Consider the following 17,178-nt stretch of genomic DNA (forward strand, 5'->3'; position numbering starts at 1 on the left):
CAGGCAACTCAGAAATACTGCGGATGCGCCTGCTTTAACTTAAACCCAATAGCCTCCACGATTCCCGGCTCGGTTCACGTAGATATCAACAACTTTGCCAAGCTCCACACAATATGCTTCAAGAATTTCCATCAATCCTCCTTAACTTACTTGCGGTGTGGCACCACTACTGAAGTGATCAAACGTGTCGTTCGCTGAATTCAGCTTGGTCGCCCGGCGAATGTCGGTTCCTGCCGTCCGGTGACTCGTGCCTGTTCGTTGGTCCAACTTATCTCTCGCCTTTTGCCAGCCGATCCTCCCTCGACTGGCCGTCTGAGATACGTATAGTCAAAGGGGAGTTCACCCTGAATTCAAATTTCGTGGGTGGGCTATGAGTTTGATGTGCGAAATCGAGCGGTTATATTGGTTCAACGGCGTTGCGCCCAGATGCGGAGTTTGAGTCCGCTGCGCAAATGTTCCAGACGCGCCATACCACCGGCCTTTACCTCGCAGACTGCTTGCCTTATCGCACGTTGCCTCACTCAAATCGAATGCTTCTGACCGTCCATGTCAAAAGGAATGCTGCTGCAGCCAAAGCTGCAACAAAGTTGAATCCGCAATGCAGAACTGAAACAAACATTGTTCTTAAGCCGTCCAGCAAACTGATGCCTGAAAATGGCGCGACGGTCAGTGCGCGCAGCACATGTAGCTGTTTGTCCGTATCGACGAGAATTTGTGGATCGCCAAGTTGCGCTATCCAGCGTCGATTTCCCTCTCCAGGCAACGCGTCAAGTACGGCTGGGAGTCCGCTTACGTACCGTCTGTTTATCCATGAACCGAGCATCGAGACCCCGGCGAGCGCGCCCACCATGCGCGTCGATTGCAATAGCGAGGTCGCAATACCTACATTGTCCCGCCCAGCGATTTCCTGCGCGAAAATATTCAGGTTATTGAGGATGAGGCCTAGACCCATTCCGCCGCTGAACAACGCGAGTTCCAGAAAGATTGCTGCATTCGCCGAATCGATACACGCGATTCCACGGGACGCGAGTGCAAGCAGTGCGAAGCCTGTCGTCAGAATATAGGCGGGGCGTTTGATCCGCGTAACCATGCTCGTATTCAGGAGGCTTCCGACAGCGATGCAGGCGGCCAACGGCGTCGACAGTTTGCCTGCCTGGGTAGCGGAAAGATTGAAACCGGCCTGGAGCAGAAGCGGGGTGAAGAAGATCATCGAAAACATGATCGCACCCGTGAATAGCGAGAGACATAACAGGGTGGCGATCTGCCGGTTGCGCAGGAGGTAGAGGGGAATGATCGGTGCGGCGGCCCGTTGTTCGCATTTGACGAAAACTGTACAGACGATCGGTAGGCTCGCGGTCGCGATCAGCTTGATGTTCACGGACGCTTGCGAGGCTTCGTCTGCGCAAGCAAGCAACACGCAAGCGAGTAGCAAGGACAGCATGACAGCGCCCGCATAGTCGATCTGTATGCCACCCTCGATCGTGCGTGACGAACGCGGCAAATAGCGGATCACGCAAAGAAGCGCTGCAATGCCCACCGGAAGGTTTATAAGGAAGGTCGAACGCCATCCATAAAGATCCGTCAATGCGCCGCCTAGAGACGGGCCGGCGGCGGTGCCAATTCCGTATGCCGCCGCGAGCACGACCTGCCAGCGCGCGCGGGCCTTGGGATCGGGAAATAGATCGGGTATCGATGCGAATGCCGTGCCGGTCATCATGCCCGCACCAATTCCTTGTAACGCGCGTGCGGCAATCAAGGCGCCGATAGTTGGCGCGAGGGCACACAGCACGGATGCCACGGTAAATGTGACGATCGCGACGACAACAAACGATTTTCGGCCATAGTAATCACCGAGCCGGCCAAAGATCGGTACGGAGATCAACGAGGCTAGCAGATAAGCGCTTGCGATCCATGTGTAGAACTCGAAGCCGCCGAGCGAGGCGACGATCGATGGCAATGCGGTGCTAACCGTGGTCTGATCGAGCGCGATGAGCATGTTGACGATGCCGATTCCGGCCATGGCGGCCAGCGATTCGCCAAACGAGCGTTGCTCGCCTGGCTGGGCGGCGTAAGACGTCGAAGCTTGTATGTTGGAACAGGCACAACGGGGCGAAGACATATCTCCTCCGTGCGCCTTTGCGTGAGGGAGCATGGCGTCCTGGGGTTACCAGTAGTGAAAGACACAGCGAGGTAGCGCAACACCGCGCTACTAAAGCAGGCGGCGTTGCGACAGATGGGATTGGCGAGCGTGTGCAGCTCGCGTTGCGATTTAGCGAACGGGCGCGACACGCTCCGTAATATGCAGCGATTTGTGTTCGAGCATATCCGGAGCGAGTCGCCGATATTCGGCAATGTGCGACGTATTCAGATGATCGTCCAGCGCTTGCTGGCTTGCCCAGATCTCATGAAAGACAAACGCCCGCGGGTTACGCTTGTCGCGGCAGAGTTCGTATTTAATCATTCCCGCTTCCTGTGTGGTCGGGGCGACGAGGCTCGAGAGCAGCACTTCAAGCTGCGATTCCATCCCGGACTTGGCAATATTGATTGAGAAAACGACGATTTCAGCCATGTTGGCGCTCCATGCTCAGTGGTTGTCGAGCGTGCGCAGCGGCAAGCCCTCTGCACCCGAGAAAAAGACGATCATCTCCGCGGGTTCGTCGGTCGTGTATCCGTGGTGAACGGTACCCACGGTATCCGCGATAACTTGACCTGCCTTGAAGGTGGTACGCGATTCGCCATTGCGTTTTTCCACGGTCAGGCTTCCGCTGAGCAGATAAACGGCATTCACGACGCCGTGGCTATGCCACGGCAGGATGGTATGTGCGGGCACGTGCACGCGTTGAACATCGATCAGCGGCGTACCTTGAGGCCAGGCCTGATAGATGGCGCCATCCCATGAGCGCGACGTATGAATGAGCGGCGTCACAACGACATCGTCGTCCGCTGCGTTAGCGTGTTCGCAGATGCCGCACAGGATGCCAGCCAGCGTAGCTGCGAAGGTGAGCGCAAGCAGGCGGCCACGGCCTGAAGAGGCGGCCGTTGCAAGGATTGACGTTTTGGTCTTCATCTGTAATGTATTTTTATTTGCAATCAGTCTGCGAGCAGGAGAGCGTCGTCTCGCGCATTCGCCAGATTTTGCGTCTCTTCCCCGGGGGCCGCGACATCGCGCGAACGGCGCGAAGACTCGGCGTAGTAACGATTGGGTGCAGGAAATACGCCGGTCGCGACTTCGACCACAAACGGCCCGGGCGCCTCGAGCGCTTCGGCAACGGCTTTATCGAGTCCATCCAGCGTGTCGACATTGCGCGATGGGACGCCCAGCGACTTTGCGAAGGCCGTCCAGTCGTGTCGCGGCAGTTTGCTGAACTGCTCGTCGACGGAGCCCTTGCTGATGGCGTCGATGTGAATGGCGCCGTGCGCCGAATTGTTTAGGACGATGAATACAACCTTGATTCCGTAGCGTGCTGCGGTCTGGATTTCCACGCCGTGCATCAACATGCAGCCATCGCCGGTCACCACGAGGCAAGGTTGATCGGGCGCCGCGAGCTTGATGCCAATGCCCGCTGCAACGGCCCAACCCATCGGCGCCAGCGAGCTCGACGAAAAGTAGTTGCCCATGCCGGACGAGAGCCAGTAATGAGCCATGAAAATGCGATGTGCACCGGAATCGACGACCACATTCACGTCCTTCGGCATGCTGGCACAAAGTCGGCGCACCACATCGCCGGGATAGAGCGACACCGTTTCTCCAACAACGCCAAGATTGGCGGCCTCGAAGCGGGAATCGTAGAGCGGGATGCTTTGCAGGCTCTCGACCCATGTCGTGCGATGTTCGAGCGCGGCAGGCGCGAGTTCGGCAGGGCTTGCGTCCTGTCGTGCGAGTAGGCGCAGTGTGGCGCCGATGCCCGAAAAGATGCAACGGTTTGGCACGTGACCCATTGGCGGCGCGTCGAAGCTGTCATCGAAAATCACCAGATCCTTGCCAGCCGTAAGATGTTGGCTCCAGTTCAAGGTGTCGCGTTGATTGAGATCGCAGCCAAACACGACGAGAGCATCGAGCTCCTCCGAATTGATGAGCTGGATCGCGCGCGAGTGGCCTGAAAAGCCATAAACGCCGAGCGCCAGGGGATGAGTCTCCGGAAACGCCCCTTTGCCTGAGAGCGTTGTGGCGACGGGAATGCAGTAATTCTCCGCGACCTCGCGCAGTACGGCCGCCGTCGCGGCGTCGTTGCCACGTCCGCCGATCAGGAAAGCGACCTTCTTGCTGCGCAGCAGATACTGGGCGCAGAGTTCCTGCACGGCGGCCGCATTTGCCGGGACGTCGTGCGAGTTGAAATGACCTTGCTGATAAGGACGATGTTCGAGTTCGTGGCTCGGGCAGATCGTTTCCTCCTGTACATCAAGCGGAATGCTCACAAAGGAACGGGCGCGGCGCATCCAGTTCAAGCCATTGGTCGCGCGACGCATTTCTGCTTGCAGGTTCTGCCGGCTCTTCAGATCCACGACGTCGTCAACGAGATTGCGGACCACGCTTGCTTCAGCGATCCCGCCGAACGTTCCGTCCTGAAATGCTCCTTTTCCTTCGGCTTGCGACGGGATGCCACCCGCCAGATACAGGACAGGAATACGGTCGGCGCGAGCGGCGGCCATGCCCGGAACCAGGTTCATCGTGCCGGGCCCCGAGATTGCGAGGCATACACCGAACCTGCGACTCGCACGCGCATAGCCGTCAGCCATGAATGCGCTGCCCGTTTCGTGCGCGGCAACAATACCGCGAATTCCTTCTGCCTCGTCGACGGCATTGAGGAGCGGGTAAACCATCTTGCCGGGAACCAGAAAGATATGACCGATACCTAGCGATTCCAGAAGCCTCATTAGGCTCTTCGACACATTAAACGACGGATTGGAACTCATCACGCTTCCCTCGCGGTGGTTGATAGATCTGTGTTTATTAATGCCATTGGCATATTTGTTGTATTTCGTCTTATGGTCTTCATTCGTTCACCCGCAATCGTCCGGCCCGCCATCCTGAGGAGGCATCGTTCGCATTCGGGTTAGACCGGATTGTTCATATTGAGCGCGCAAACTTCAACACGTAAAATCGCAGGCAAGCAATGCAAAAATGCTAGAAACAGGTGGAAGAAAGAACTACATGAACTGGGATGACGCAAGGGTATTTCTCGCGGTGCATCGGTCCGGCACGTTGCGCGAAGCAGCCGCCAGACTGGAAGTCGATCAGGCGACAGTGGGGCGCAGGCTTACCGCGCTTGAAAAGGCGCTTGGCGCAAAGCTCTTTCTCAAGACATCAACGGGATTCGTGGCCACGCCAATTGGCGAGCAATCGATAGAGGCCGCGGAGGCGATGGAGCACGCGGCCAGTGAGTTCGAGCGCCGCGCACAAGGCGCGGACGATCGCCTTGAAGGCGAAGTGCGGGTGACCACGACGGATTCGCTCGCCCTCGATTTCGTGGTGCCGGCGCTGCGACGGCTGCGTGTGCAACATCCCGCCATCCGGGTGGTGCTGAGCACGTCGATTCAGGTGCTGAATCTCGCGCGGCGCGACGCCGATCTCGCGATTCGAACGGTGCGCCCCGAAAATCCCGATCTCGTGTGCCGCAAATTGGCGGAATGGGAGGTCGGTCTGTTCGCGAGCAGAGAGTATCTCGCCGCACGCGGCGAACCCGAGCGTGGAACAGCATTCGAGGGCCACGACCTCGTGATGTACCAGCCCTCGATTACGCGCAATCAGGATTCGTCCATTTGTGGCGAGCCGACGACGAACGGACGCGTCGTCGCCGAGGTCAGTTCGAGTCTTATGCTGGCGACGGTCGTGCGCGCGGGCATTGGCATTGGCGAATTGCCTGTTTATATGGCCAGAACGGATGATGCGCTCGTGCGTGTGTGGCCGGATAGATCGCGTGCGCGCCCGTATCAGGTGTGGCTCGTATTGCACGGCGACTTGAATCGTGCCGCGCGCGTGCGCGCGGCCATCGACGCAATCGACGAATCCTTCGAGCGCCTGCGTTAGCGAGTAAGCCTCGGTACAGCGGAGAACCAGCGAGGCAACGTCGCTGGCACACACTGATCGCTTAGCGCCATGCGCCCTTGCGAAGCGCTAACGTTCTCCGCGCGGCGTACCATCGTGGCACGATTGAGAGCGCGGCGACCAGCGCGCAGCACGGCACGCCAATCGCCAGCACTTGGCTGCCGGTCCCTAGCAGACCGCTCGCCGCTGCTGCCGCGAGCGACGCGCTGCCGATCTGGAAGAAGCCGACCAGCCCTGAGGCCGTCGCCGCCCGTCCATGTTCGCTGGCGATCGCGCCCGACACCGCGAGCGACAGCGAGGAACCGTTCGAGAGGCTGACGAGGAACATGGGCAGGACGATCGTGAAGACATGTGCCATGTCCCACCACTGGAACGCAACGAAAGCGATTGCGCCCGCAACGAAACACGCGACTCCGGCTACGACAATCGAATCGTAGGAGACACGGTCAAGCAGGCGGCGCGAGACGAGATTGGCCGAGATGATGCCAAAAGTGAGCGGCAGATACAGCCAACCGCTTTGCTGCTCGGACAGGCCAAAGCCCGAGAAGATGAACGGCGACTGCGTCAGGTAAATGAACCAGGCGCAATAGATCGCGCAGACGACGAGCGTATAGCGCACGAATGCGCGGTCGCGAAGCACGTCGGCGAAGCCTGCGAATGGATTCATCAGTTGAGGCGTCGCGCTGGCCACGCGCGTTTCTTTGAGCAACGTCTGCACGAGGCAGAATGCGACCAGCCCAAACGCGGCGACGAATAGAAAATCGCTGCGCCAGCCGAACCACGCGGCCAGATTGCCGCCAATCGCAGGCGCGAGAGCCGGTGAGAGCGAGACAAGCGGATAAACGACGCTGTACACCTTCGCGGAGCTCTTCTTGTCGCAGGTATCAGCAATGATCGCGCGGCCGATCACAAGGCCCGATGCGGCGCCGAGTGCTTCGAGCATGCGCCACGCCAGAAAACTGGTGAACCCGTTGGCGCTCGCGCAGCCAAGCGAGCCAAGGACATAGAGCAGGATCCCGACCGAGAGCACGGGTTTGCGTCCCCAGCGATCGGACAGTGGGCCGTAGAAAAGTTGCGCGCAGGCCAGCGCGATCAGATAAGCCGAGACCGTCTGCGGCATTTGCCAGGCGCCAATAGCAAATTGATGCGCCATGGCGGGCATGGCCGGGAGGTAGACATCGGAGGCGATGAGGCCGAAGGCGCTCAGCATGGAAACGACAAGGATGAGTGAGAAGTTAGACATTCGCATAGCGGTGTGGTGAGCGACGCGCCGATGTTAAGCCGCGTGCGCTGCGCTGCGAATGCGTGAAACTGCATGGCAGTCGTGCGTTTTTGCTGTTATCGCCAACACGCGATGCACTCGATCTATGCGCTAACTGCGCGTGTGGCCTTCGATCAGCTCGAGGACTCCAGCCAACGAAGGCGAGCAGATGATTGTGGGCACTTAGCGACTGCGGGCTCAGGCCGTTGAGCTCGCAGAGGGCCCCCGCCGCCTACTGGGGCAGACGTAGCGGCAAACCCCCGGGAGTTAAAAGCTGGCTGCCCGACTCGATAAATTGGTGTCGGATGGACTTGGAGGCTTGCCCGCGTCGCGCTTTGAATTGCGTAAAAATCAGCTTCTCTGCGCCCTTTCCTGCGCTGGCCGAGTAGCCGGAAAACCTTGACACACGCGGCTCAGAGCGATTTTCTCGTGGTGTTACATTGAGTGTCTTTTGGGAACGGGGCGGCGCAGTATGCGACGTAGGCGTCGCACCACGCGCCAAAGAAAAACGCGCCGCAGTTTCCCGCGGCGCGTTCCTGGCTGGCCTCTCGACCGAGACAACCCCTCAAACCCTCAAAGCGCCCGACTCACCAGCAACGGATCGACCGTCCCAATCGACTCGGTTTCGCGGCTCGCATACGGCAGTTTGTGCAGCACGTAGCGCATGGCGTTCAGACGCGCGCGTTTCTTGCAATCGGAGCGCACGACGGTCCAGGGCGCGTCTGCCGTATCGGTTTGCGAGAACATCGCTTCCTTGGCTTGCGTGTACTCGTCCCATTTGTCGAGCGAGGCGAGATCGACGGGGCTGAGTTTCCACTGCTTGAGCGGATGCACGCGGCGCTCCTTGAAACGGCGGCGCTGCTCGGACTGACTTACCGAAAACCAGAACTTGATCAGGTGAATGCCGCTGCGGATCAACTGCCGCTCGAACTCCGGAACCTGCTGCATGAAGTCGGTGTATTCGGCGGGCGAGCAAAAGCCCATCACGCGCTCGACGCCGGCGCGGTTATACCAGGAGCGATCGAACAGCACGATTTCGCCCGCCGAAGGCAGATGCTGCACGTAGCGCTGAAAATACCACTGGCCCCGCTCGACCTCGGTGGGCTTTTCGAGCGCGACCACGCGCGCGCCGCGCGGATTCAGATGCTCCATGAAGCGCTTGATCGCGCCGCCCTTGCCGGCGGCGTCGCGGCCTTCGAACAGGATGACGACGCGCTGGCCGGTCTCGCGCACCCACGCCTGGAGCTTCAGCAACTCGACCTGCAGTCGGTACTTTTGCCGCTCGTAAGCGCGACGCGACATGAGATTGCGATACGGATACTCGCCGTCGCGCCAGCCGCTCGAGAGTTCCTCGTCGGGATGACGCGCGCGCGGCTTGCGCCACTCGGCCGGTTGGCCTTCGAGGATGAGGCTGCGCAATTGCACGGCTTCGTCGGGCGACAGACCTTTCATCAGGGCGGCGATGGAGTCGAGCAGCGGCGCGGGCATGTCGACGCCGACTTCTGCGGCGTCGGTTTCGGCGCCGTTTGCATGGATGCGCGCATCGCCATTGGCCGATGGCGGCGCAACGCCGTTGGCCACGACGAGATCGTGCATCGCGCCGGCGATGACCTGGGTCGCGGCTTCCACGGCGTCGTCGACGGTGCGGCGTTCCGCGCCGAGCGGCGTGAGTGCCGGTTGGCGCGCGGCGGGGCCGTCGTCATTGCGCGCGCTGCGGTTGCGGGCGCCTGCGGAAGCGGGCGTCAGCGAAGAAACGTTGGGAACGATTTTGGGCATAAGTCAGGTTCTCTCGACGGAAACGGTGAGCCGGTATCGATCCGACTGCATTGAACAGGCGCAACAGGTGAGACTCGCGAGGCGCGACGCGTGCGGCTTGCGCGACGTGTGCGAACGAAGCGTTCGGGAGTCCGCAAGGCGGCGCTGGAAAGCGCTGGAAAGCGCTGGACAACGCTTGATAGCGACAAAGCGTTGGATACCGCGAAGGACGGATGCCCGGGGCGGCAGGCGGTCGGCCGTTCGGGCGGCCAGGCCAGGTTGCGCCCGATGGCGTGCGCGTGTTGTCGGCGCTGGCCGCCGGGACACGGCTGCCAGCAACTGGCAACCGGTAACCGGCAACCGCGCGCGACACGCTGCCGGAGGCCGCCGCTTACGCGTCTGCTGCCTTGCGCAAAATCAGATAGAGCGAATCTTTGAGTTGCAGCTTTTCTTTCTTCAGTTGCTCGATGGCCATGCCATTCGCGGGCACGATGCCGGCTTCCATATTCTTGATTTGCTGGTCCAGATCGTTGTGGCGATTGAAGAGGCGGGCGAAATGATCGTCCTGAATCTTGAGGTGGGAGATAAGCTCGCGGAATTCGGGAAACACTCAATACTCCTTATGGAACGGAGAACATCGACAGGTTATGTAAGCATTGTTTCACCGTCGCGTTTTTACGATTTTGACCGTTATCAAGTCGTACAAATCGTGTGAGTCAATCGGGGGATGCCGTCGGGCGCAGAGCGTACGGCGCGCGTGTAATATCAGGACAGCAGCGCCGCCGCCGCAGGATGCCGCTCCAGTGACTGGCGACCTTGCTGCTTGCCGTCCCCTCTGCCGCCCCACCTGCCGCCCACCGACAACTCGGAGCGTCAATGACCCGCGTTCTGGAAATCGTGCTCGACGTCGTGCGCGCCGCCCCACCAGCCGCTCCGGCCGCTCATGCCGACCGGTCCGCCGGATCTACCGCGTCTTGCGCCTCGTCCCCTGCGCCTCGTTCCGCTGTTTCGCCTGATGCGTCCGCTTCGCGCGGCTCGGCTCCCGGCGCATTCGCCGCTATCGTCAGCGCCGCGTTGCCGCAGCTCTGCGCGCTCGATGCCACCGATGCCACCGATGCCACCGATGCCACCGATGCAGGTGCGTCGATGCGCCGCGTCATGTTCGATCGGGGCGGCGCGCTCGCGCGGGGCGGCTGGCGGCTCGCCGTCGAGACGCGCGGCGCGGTGCATGGCGTGGTGGTGTCGCGTCGCCGCACGTTCACGCCGGGCATCCGCATCGTCGAGCCGATTTTCGACGCGCCGCTCGAAGCCGAAGATATCGAGAGCGCGCTGTTCGACGCCGCGCCCGCGCCCTTTCGCGAAGCGCTGGCGGCGGCGGGCGCACCGGAGCCGGTGGCGGCGCTCGCGGGCGAACGCCATGCGTGGCGCTGGACGCGCGAAGGCGTGAGCACCGAGGTCGTGCTCGATGCCGATGTGCGCGACGCACTCGCGCCCTCGCGCGAGGCCGAGGAACGGAATGCATTGCGCGAACTGCACGAATTGCACGAATTGCGCGTGAGCGTCGCGTGGGACGAGGGCGCCGACGCCGCACCGCTCGTCGATGCGCTGTTCGCCTGCGCGCACGACATCGTCGACGTGCTGCCGGCCTTCGTGCGTGTGACCGATGCGCTCGAGCGCGCGGCGGCGGGCTGCGCGGCGGGAGACGTCGCCGCCGTTCACGCCGATCCCGTCGATCTGCGCGGTGCGGCGACCGCCGAGGCCGCGCTGCTCGCGATTGGCGCGAACATCAGCGCCCAATGGTTCGGCAACGACGCGGGTGTGCGCGATTCGCCGAACACGGAGTTCATTCATCAGATGCGTGTGTCGCAGCGGCGACTGCGCACGGCGATGCGGATTTTTTCGCGCTGGCGCGACGCGGTCTGGAACACGCACATCGCGCCCGAGCTGAAATGGCTGGGCGGCCTGCTCGGCGAGGCGCGCGATCGCGATGTGTTCGTCGAGTCGACGCTGCCCGCGCTCGCGGGCGCCGATACCGAACCCGCGCGCTGGAACGAGCTGCGCGACGCGGCCGAAGCGCAACGCGCCGCCGCGCGTGCGCGCGTGCGCGAGGCGCTGGCGTCGCCGCGTTACGCCCACGCGGCGCTCGCGTGGCTTCAGTGGCTGGCGGCGCTGGCGCGTCGGTCCGGTGCGTCGAACGAGGACGGACGTTCGCTGTATCGGCATGCGAGGAAGCGCGTGCGGCGTTATTTCGAGCGCCTCGCGCAGACGCAGAAGCTCACCGCCATCGACGAAGCCAGCCGCCATCGCGTGCGTATCGCCGCGAAATATCTGCGCTACACGCTGGAATTCTTCACGTCGATCACCTCGCGCCGCACGCGCACGCAGACCGCGCGCACGCTGTCGCGGCTGCAAAGCGTGCTCGGCGACGGCAACGACGCGGCCGTCGCGCTGCGCTATCTCGAACGCATGGATGCCGAGCCGTATCAGCTTGGTTTCGCGCGCGGCTGGTGCGAGGCGGTCAAGCGTTACACGGCGAAGGAGGGCGAGCGGCTGCTGCGCGAGTTGCCGCCGCCGAAGGTGTCGCGCGGCGCGTGACGCCTGGCGTCTGCCGCGGTACCTATAATCGACGCTCGATCCGAACTCTTTCCAGGTTGGCGCGATGAGCGATTTTCCTTCCCCGCCCGTTCCCGACGCTGACGCGCGCGAGCTGGGCGTCGGCGGCTCGGTGTGGTTCCAGGCGGGCGCGCAGATGCTCGGCGGTGCGGCGCGCATTGCGCTGCTGGCGGCGATTCGCGAGACCGGCTCGATCACGGGCGCGGCCAAGGCCGTCGGCATGAGCTACAAGGGCGCGTGGGACACCATCGACGCCATGAACAACCTCGCCGGCGAGACGCTCGTCGAGCGCGCGGCCGGCGGCAAGGGCGGCGGCGGCACGACGCTCACGCCGCGTGCGCTGCGCCTCATCGACACGTATCGCGCGATCGAACGCGAGCATCGCCGTTTCCTCGAACGCGCGGCGCAGGCCGTGAGCGAGCTGGGCGGCGCGCTGGAAGGCGCGAGCGGCGACCTCGCCGTGCTCGGGCGCTTCGGTCTGCGCACCAGTGCGCGCAATCAGCTTTACGGTGCGATTACGGCGCTCGTGCGCGGCGCCGTCAACGACGAGGTGTCGATCGCGTTGCCGGGCGGCCAGACGCTCGCCGCCATCGTGACGCGCGAGAGCGCCGAGTCGCTTGGGCTGGCCGTGGGCGCGGACGTGGTGGCGCTCGTGAAGGCGTCGTCGGTGCTGCTGGTGGCCGGTGGCGCGGACGGCGAGGCGGCGCGGCTCTCCACGCGCAATCGCCTGAGCGGGACGGTGAGCGCGCTGCGGCGCGGCGAGGTGAATGCGGAGGTGACGCTGGCGTTGCCGGGCGGCGTGGTGATCGCGGCGATCGTCACGGAGGCAAGCGTGGACGCGCTCGGACTGGAAGTGGGCGTGGCCGCGACGGCCGCGTTCAAGGCGTCGAGCGTGCTGCTGGGCGTGGCCGGATAGCGTGGTTTGGCGGTGGCTTGAGCTGGCTTCGAGCCGGTTTCGAGCCGGTTTCGAGCGCGCCTTCGCGCGAGCGCCGCAGCCGCGTATGCCCGATGCGGACTCAGGCGACGCGTTGCAGCGTCGGCGTGAGCGTGTCGCGGGTTTGCGAGACCGGCGCGTTCGGCGTACCGGGCGCGAGCCTGTTGCGATTGGCTTTCCACTTGGCGCGCACGTACGGCTGATTGTGCCCCGATACCGTGAGCGCCAGATTCGTCACCCAACGGTGCGTAGGCACGCGCACGTCGTGCACGGCGAATGCGAGCACGGCCAGACTCAGCGTGACCACGGCGGCCGAAATGCGCGTGGACGGCGTCTTCCACCAATAGACCACGAAGGCAAGCGCGGTGAGCGCGCCGACGATGCAGCCCGTCACGGCTTCGGACGGCGAGTGCGCGACCAGCACCACGCGCGACGTCCCGACCGCGATGCCCACCGCGAGCCCGATCGCCACGCCCGTGGCGCGTAGCGCCGTGCGGCTGCCTTGCAGCATCAGGAAAAAGGCGACCGGATAGACCGCCGTGGAGAGCATGGCGTGTCCGCTCAGGCCCGTGAAGTCGTAGGAACGCACGCCCACGCCCCAGCCCAAAAACGCGATCTTCGTGACGGTGACGAGTCCGATTGACGCACCCAGCAGCAGCAGCCAGCTCGCCGCCATGCGCCATGAATAGCCGGTGAGCAGCCACAGCGCGATCCCGAGCGCGAGCGGCAACGTCAGGCCTGCGCTGCCGAGGTTGGTGATCGAGATCCAGAGGTGTGCGGGTAAGTCGGGCATGGCATGGCGCCGTGACGCGGGCGTTAGAGGGTATCCATTGTTTAACGCGCAAGCGGCCGGGTAGGCCGACATGGCGTTGCGTGATCTTCCAGTATAGCGGCGTCGCGAAATGAGCCGGTGCGGTGCACTGCACGAAAGAGCCCGATCGGTGCGGCCAGACAGCCGGATGAGCATTTCTGCAGGCAGCGCGGAATGGTGTTATTGTGCATCGCACAACGAATCACCGTGGCAAATCGCCTCGGGTGTTCGACCCCCTTTCACGAGGCCGCTGATGACGAAGAATCTGACGAAGCTATGGGCGGGTGGCATGCAGCGTCTGCTCGCCATCCAGAAACGCGCCGCCCGCGAGGCGTTGCGAGAAGCCGGCGTGCATGCGCCGGATGTGCAGACCATGTGGCGCGACGCCCAGCATGCCGCGCATGCCGCAGGCGAAGCGGTGGCGCGCGCGGTGCACGTGGCGCAGTCGCCCGCGCCCGCGCGGCCGCCGGTGCGTGAATCGCGCGTCGGGCCGCGTGCTGCGGCGTGGGCGGCGGGCGAATGGCACCGCGACGAGTATCTCGCCAAAAGCATGACGCGGCCGCTCGCCTACGGCTTGTATCTCCCGCCAGGCCTCGACACGAAGGGCATGCCGCTCGTGGTCATGCTGCACGGCTGTAAACAGACGATGGATTCGTTCGCGGAAGGCACGCGCATGAATCTGCTGGCCGACAAGCACGGTTTCGCCGTGCTGTATCCGGAGCAATCGGCGCAGGCGCATCCGCATCAGTGCTGGCACTGGTATGACGCGCGTCAGCCCGCAGGCGGCGGCGAGGTGACGGCGATCATCTCGCTCGTCGATTCGCTCGTGCAGCGCCACGGTTTCGATCGTTCGCGCGTCTATCTGGCGGGTCTGTCCGCGGGCGCGGGGCTGGCATCGATGCTGGCGGTGCGTGCGCCGGGCCGCTTCGCGGCGCTGGCGCTGCATTCGGGGCCGGCGTTCGGCGAGGCGCGCTCGGGCGTCTCCGCGCTCGACGTGATGCGGCGCGGGCTGCACCACGATCCCGTCGAACTTGTCGAAGAGCAACTGGCAGGCCGTCCGTATCCGGGCATGCCCGCGCTGATTGTGCAGGGCGACGCCGACGCGGTAGTCGCGCCGGTCAATGCGGAGCAGCTCGCGGTGCAATTTCTGCGTCTGAACAATCTGGCCGATGCGCATGGCGTGCGCCAGGGCGTCGTGTCGCACGAAAGCGAGGGCGACGGCTATACGCTCCACGACTACGCGCGCGACGGCGCGAGCGTGGTGCGGCTGTGCCGCGTGAACACACTCGATCACGCCTGGAGCGGCGGCGACGACAGCGTGCCGTTCCACTCGTCAGCAGGCCCGGACGCCAGCGCGATGATCTGGGACTTTTTCGAATCCAGGCGCCGCGATGCCGTAAGCGACGATTACTACGAAGACGGCGAGCTCGCCCAAGGCGCGGATTGATCCGGGCAATTCGTTGAACAGATGCGACAATCCGTGTCACATTCAGGGTTTACCCTAGTCAGGGTTTTCCCTATAATGGCTCTATTCCTTCCGCGGGCATGTGCCCAATTATCGGAGCCAGACCATGTACCTGATCAGCCGCCTCTTCCTGTTCCTCACGAAATCCGCCGAAACTTCGCGCAAAGAGCGTGAAGAAGCCTATCTGTCTGAATCGGCCGACATCTATGACCTGGAATTCCGCATGCGCAAGCTCGATCGCGAGAAGACCGGCCGTCAACCGTCGTGGATGAACCACTACGGCTAAGCCAGTCGGCAGTGCGTTAGTAGTCTGAAAAGCAAACGGGGCGCACCATGGCGCCCCGCAGGTGTGACCAGCCGCAGCGCGCGGCCAGCGTCAACGTCCCGAACCGGTCGAATTCGACGAATCGGGCAGATCGGCGGCCGGTTTTTCCTGTACGCCGTAGCAGCCGCGGTAGGTCGCGTAGAACGAGCAGTAAAGCATCGTCGTGACCAGAATGAGCGCCGGCATCAGGATGGCCAGCGCGAAGTCGCCGGCGCCCAGCGCGCGCAGCAGCGTCGACAGTCCCAGCGACACCCCGATCGACACGGCCGACCACAGCGCGCCGTACACCACGAACGCGCCCTTGTTGCGCCAGCAGCTCACGATGCTGAAGAAAATCGCCTTGACTGGCGGCACGTCGTGCCAGGCGGTCAGCACCGGCGCGAACCAGAACATCATCGACACCGGCACGTAGGCCGCCAGCGAGGCGAGCACGGCGAGCGGTATGTTGCTGTTCTCGATTGTTTCGGTGTCGAGGTTGCCGCCGAGCGTCATGAGGCGCAGCAGCGTCCCGCCGTCCACGAGCGCCGATGCCGCGAGCACCAGCGTCATCGCTACGACGTAAATCCCGCCCAGCACGAACAGATGCTTCGTGACCGTTTGCCCGTACGAGCGGAAGCCGTCGACGAGGATGGTCGGGAACACCGGTTTGCCCGCGATGGTGTCGCGGCACGCGGCCATGAAACCCACGGCGATGCCCGGCACGAAGATGAGCGGCAGCACGCCGCCGATCACCGGTACCGCGGAGATGAGCGTCATCGCGAGCAGATACGCGAAGAACAGCGTGAGAAAGGCGAGCGGATTGCGGCGGAACAGCCAGATGCCCTGGCGGAACCACACATAGCCCTGTTTCGCGGGGACTTCGATCAGTTGCATGAACGGTGAGCGTGTGCGTGAAGAGCGTCGGGCACGCCGGCGCGGCGCGCGCGCAGGATGCGCTCGAAATGGCCCGGATCGTGCGGCTTGAGCAGCTCGGCCGAGCGCGGCAGGTAAAAATCATACAGGCGCGAGACCCAGAAGCGGTACGCGCCCGCGCGCAGCATGTCGGCCCAGTGGCGGTTTTCCTCGGGCGTGAACGGCCGCACGGTCTGGTAGGCGCGCAGCAGTGCCTCGGCGCGCGCGATGTCGAGTTCGCCGGTCGCGAGGTCCACGCACCAGTCGTTCACGGTGACGGCGACGTCGAACACCCACTTGTCGCAGCCCGCGAAATAGAAGTCGAAGAAGCCGCCGAGGCGCACCGTGTGGCCCGTTTCCGGGCTGGCGTGCGCGAACAGGGCATTGTCGCGGAACAGGTCGCAATGGCAGGCGCCGCCGGGCAGCGCGGCGTAGTCGTCGCTGGCGAAGAACTGCTGCTGATGCGCCAGCTCGCTTTCGAGCAGTTCGCGCTGCGCGCCGTCGAGGAACGGTGCGACCGTCGGCACCGTTTCTTCCCACCACGGCAGGCTGCGCAGATTCGGCTGGTCGCCGCTGAAGTCGCGGCCCGCGAGGTGCAGGCGCGCCAGCATCTGGCCCACTTCGGTGCAATGCTCGACGCCGGGCGCGAGTTCGGGCGCGCCGTCGAGCTTCGTGACGATGGCCGCGGGTTTGCCGTGCAGCAGGCCGAACAGTGCGCCGTCCTTGCGCGGCATCGGGTCGGGCACCGGCACGCGGTGCGAGGCCAGATGGCGCATCAGATCCAGATAGAACGGCAGTTGCTGCGCCGTGAGCTTTTCGAAGATCGTCAGGACGTATTCGCCGCGCGTCGTCGTCAGAAAGAAATTGCTGTTTTCAATGCCGGACTGGATGCCGCGAAAATCGACTACGTCGCCAAGATCGTAGTCGTGCAGCCAATGGGCAAGCTGGGTGTCGGTGACAGCAGTGAAGACGGCCATGCCTGAGGTCGTGAGGTGTTCGTAATCGGGGCCCGGTTCGCGGACGTGGCCGCTCGCGCCAGAGTAGTTTCAGGGGCGGCGTGCCGGGCGGGAGGCGGCG

Annotated in this window: 16 protein-coding genes; 6 read left to right on the forward strand and 10 right to left on the reverse strand. The window is 63.4% G+C overall.

Annotated elements, in window-relative coordinates; genetic code table 11:
* Positions 1–198: hypothetical protein (locus SB764_RS35765; RefSeq protein WP_410866211.1), on the forward strand; the 198-nt coding region annotated here is incomplete at its 5' end.
* Positions 199–517: 319 nt separating this feature from the next.
* On the opposite strand, the gene SB764_RS35770 is transcribed toward SB764_RS35765, so the two are convergent.
* The 4 genes from SB764_RS35770 to SB764_RS35785 all read right to left on the reverse strand — a co-directional run bounded on the left by SB764_RS35770 (position 518) and on the right by SB764_RS35785 (position 4,914).
* The gene (locus tag SB764_RS35770) at positions 518–2,119 is read right to left on the reverse strand and encodes an MFS transporter (RefSeq protein WP_410866212.1); all 1,602 of its coding nucleotides are present in this window, start codon (positions 2,117–2,119) and stop codon (positions 518–520) included.
* Positions 2,120–2,269: 150 nt separating this feature from the next.
* The gene (locus tag SB764_RS35775; protein ID WP_410866213.1) at positions 2,270–2,569 is read right to left on the reverse strand and encodes a putative quinol monooxygenase; all 300 of its coding nucleotides are present in this window, start codon (positions 2,567–2,569) and stop codon (positions 2,270–2,272) included.
* A gap of 15 nt (positions 2,570–2,584) precedes the next feature.
* A complete protein-coding gene (locus tag SB764_RS35780) occupies positions 2,585–3,067 on the reverse strand; it encodes a cupin domain-containing protein (protein ID WP_410866214.1) in 483 nt (160 codons plus the stop codon).
* Positions 3,068–3,090: 23 nt separating this feature from the next.
* Positions 3,091–4,914: a thiamine pyrophosphate-binding protein gene (locus tag SB764_RS35785; protein ID WP_410866215.1), complete on the reverse strand. Its 1,824-nt coding sequence runs from the start codon at positions 4,912–4,914 to the stop codon at positions 3,091–3,093.
* A gap of 238 nt (positions 4,915–5,152) precedes the next feature.
* Between SB764_RS35785 and SB764_RS35790 the strand changes: the two genes are divergently transcribed.
* Complete coding sequence (locus SB764_RS35790; RefSeq protein WP_410866216.1) at positions 5,153–6,028, forward strand: LysR family transcriptional regulator; 876 nt, start codon at positions 5,153–5,155, stop codon at positions 6,026–6,028.
* A 61-nt stretch (positions 6,029–6,089) separates the two neighbouring features.
* On the opposite strand, the gene SB764_RS35795 is transcribed toward SB764_RS35790, so the two are convergent.
* The 3 genes from SB764_RS35795 to SB764_RS35805 form a co-directional block, all read right to left on the reverse strand.
* The gene (locus SB764_RS35795; protein ID WP_410866217.1) at positions 6,090–7,289 is read right to left on the reverse strand and encodes a multidrug effflux MFS transporter; all 1,200 of its coding nucleotides are present in this window, start codon (positions 7,287–7,289) and stop codon (positions 6,090–6,092) included.
* A 591-nt stretch (positions 7,290–7,880) separates the two neighbouring features.
* Positions 7,881–9,083, reverse strand: a complete 1,203-nt coding sequence (gene ppk2, locus SB764_RS35800) for a polyphosphate kinase 2 (RefSeq protein WP_234774704.1) — start codon at positions 9,081–9,083, stop codon at positions 7,881–7,883.
* 370 nt (positions 9,084–9,453) lie between these two features.
* On the reverse strand, positions 9,454–9,672 hold the full coding sequence (locus SB764_RS35805; protein WP_065059980.1) for a YdcH family protein: 219 nt from the start codon (positions 9,670–9,672) through the stop codon (positions 9,454–9,456).
* 464 nt (positions 9,673–10,136) lie between these two features.
* Here SB764_RS35805 and SB764_RS35810 point away from each other — a divergent pair, with 464 nt between their 5' ends.
* Together SB764_RS35810 and SB764_RS35815 are read left to right on the forward strand one after the other, a co-directional pair.
* Entirely contained in the window at positions 10,137–11,657 is a 1,521-nt protein-coding gene (locus SB764_RS35810) for a CHAD domain-containing protein (protein WP_410866218.1), read from the forward strand.
* Positions 11,658–11,721: 64 nt separating this feature from the next.
* Positions 11,722–12,591 (forward strand): TOBE domain-containing protein, encoded by an 870-nt coding sequence (locus tag SB764_RS35815; protein ID WP_065059978.1) that lies wholly within the window; start codon positions 11,722–11,724, stop codon positions 12,589–12,591.
* A gap of 100 nt (positions 12,592–12,691) precedes the next feature.
* Here the strand turns inward: SB764_RS35815 and SB764_RS35820 are convergent, their stop codons facing one another.
* Positions 12,692–13,402 carry a phosphatase PAP2 family protein gene (locus SB764_RS35820; RefSeq protein ID WP_410866219.1) on the reverse strand — a complete coding sequence of 237 codons (711 nt, stop codon included), beginning with the start codon at positions 13,400–13,402 and terminating at the stop codon, positions 12,692–12,694.
* A 271-nt stretch (positions 13,403–13,673) separates the two neighbouring features.
* On the opposite strand from SB764_RS35820, the gene SB764_RS35825 reads away from it, so the two are divergent.
* Positions 13,674–14,867 carry an alpha/beta hydrolase family esterase gene (locus tag SB764_RS35825; RefSeq protein WP_410866220.1) on the forward strand — a complete coding sequence of 398 codons (1,194 nt, stop codon included), beginning with the start codon at positions 13,674–13,676 and terminating at the stop codon, positions 14,865–14,867.
* A gap of 124 nt (positions 14,868–14,991) precedes the next feature.
* Positions 14,992–15,171, forward strand: coding sequence for a DUF3563 family protein (locus tag SB764_RS35830; protein WP_065059975.1), 180 nt, complete (start codon positions 14,992–14,994; stop codon positions 15,169–15,171).
* 90 nt (positions 15,172–15,261) lie between these two features.
* Here the strand turns inward: SB764_RS35830 and SB764_RS35835 are convergent, their stop codons facing one another.
* Together SB764_RS35835 and SB764_RS35840 are read right to left on the reverse strand one after the other, a co-directional pair.
* Entirely contained in the window at positions 15,262–16,083 is an 822-nt protein-coding gene (locus SB764_RS35835) for a BPSS1780 family membrane protein (protein ID WP_065059974.1), read from the reverse strand.
* On the reverse strand, positions 16,074–17,078 hold the full coding sequence (locus tag SB764_RS35840; protein WP_074982596.1) for a homoserine kinase: 1,005 nt from the start codon (positions 17,076–17,078) through the stop codon (positions 16,074–16,076). Before SB764_RS35840 ends, SB764_RS35835 begins: the two co-directional genes overlap by 10 nt.
* Positions 17,079–17,178: the final 100 nt, after the last annotated feature.

The organism is Paraburkholderia sp. SIMBA_027, assembly GCF_046535315.1.
GTDB classification, from domain to species: domain Bacteria; phylum Pseudomonadota; class Gammaproteobacteria; order Burkholderiales; family Burkholderiaceae; genus Paraburkholderia; species Paraburkholderia tropica.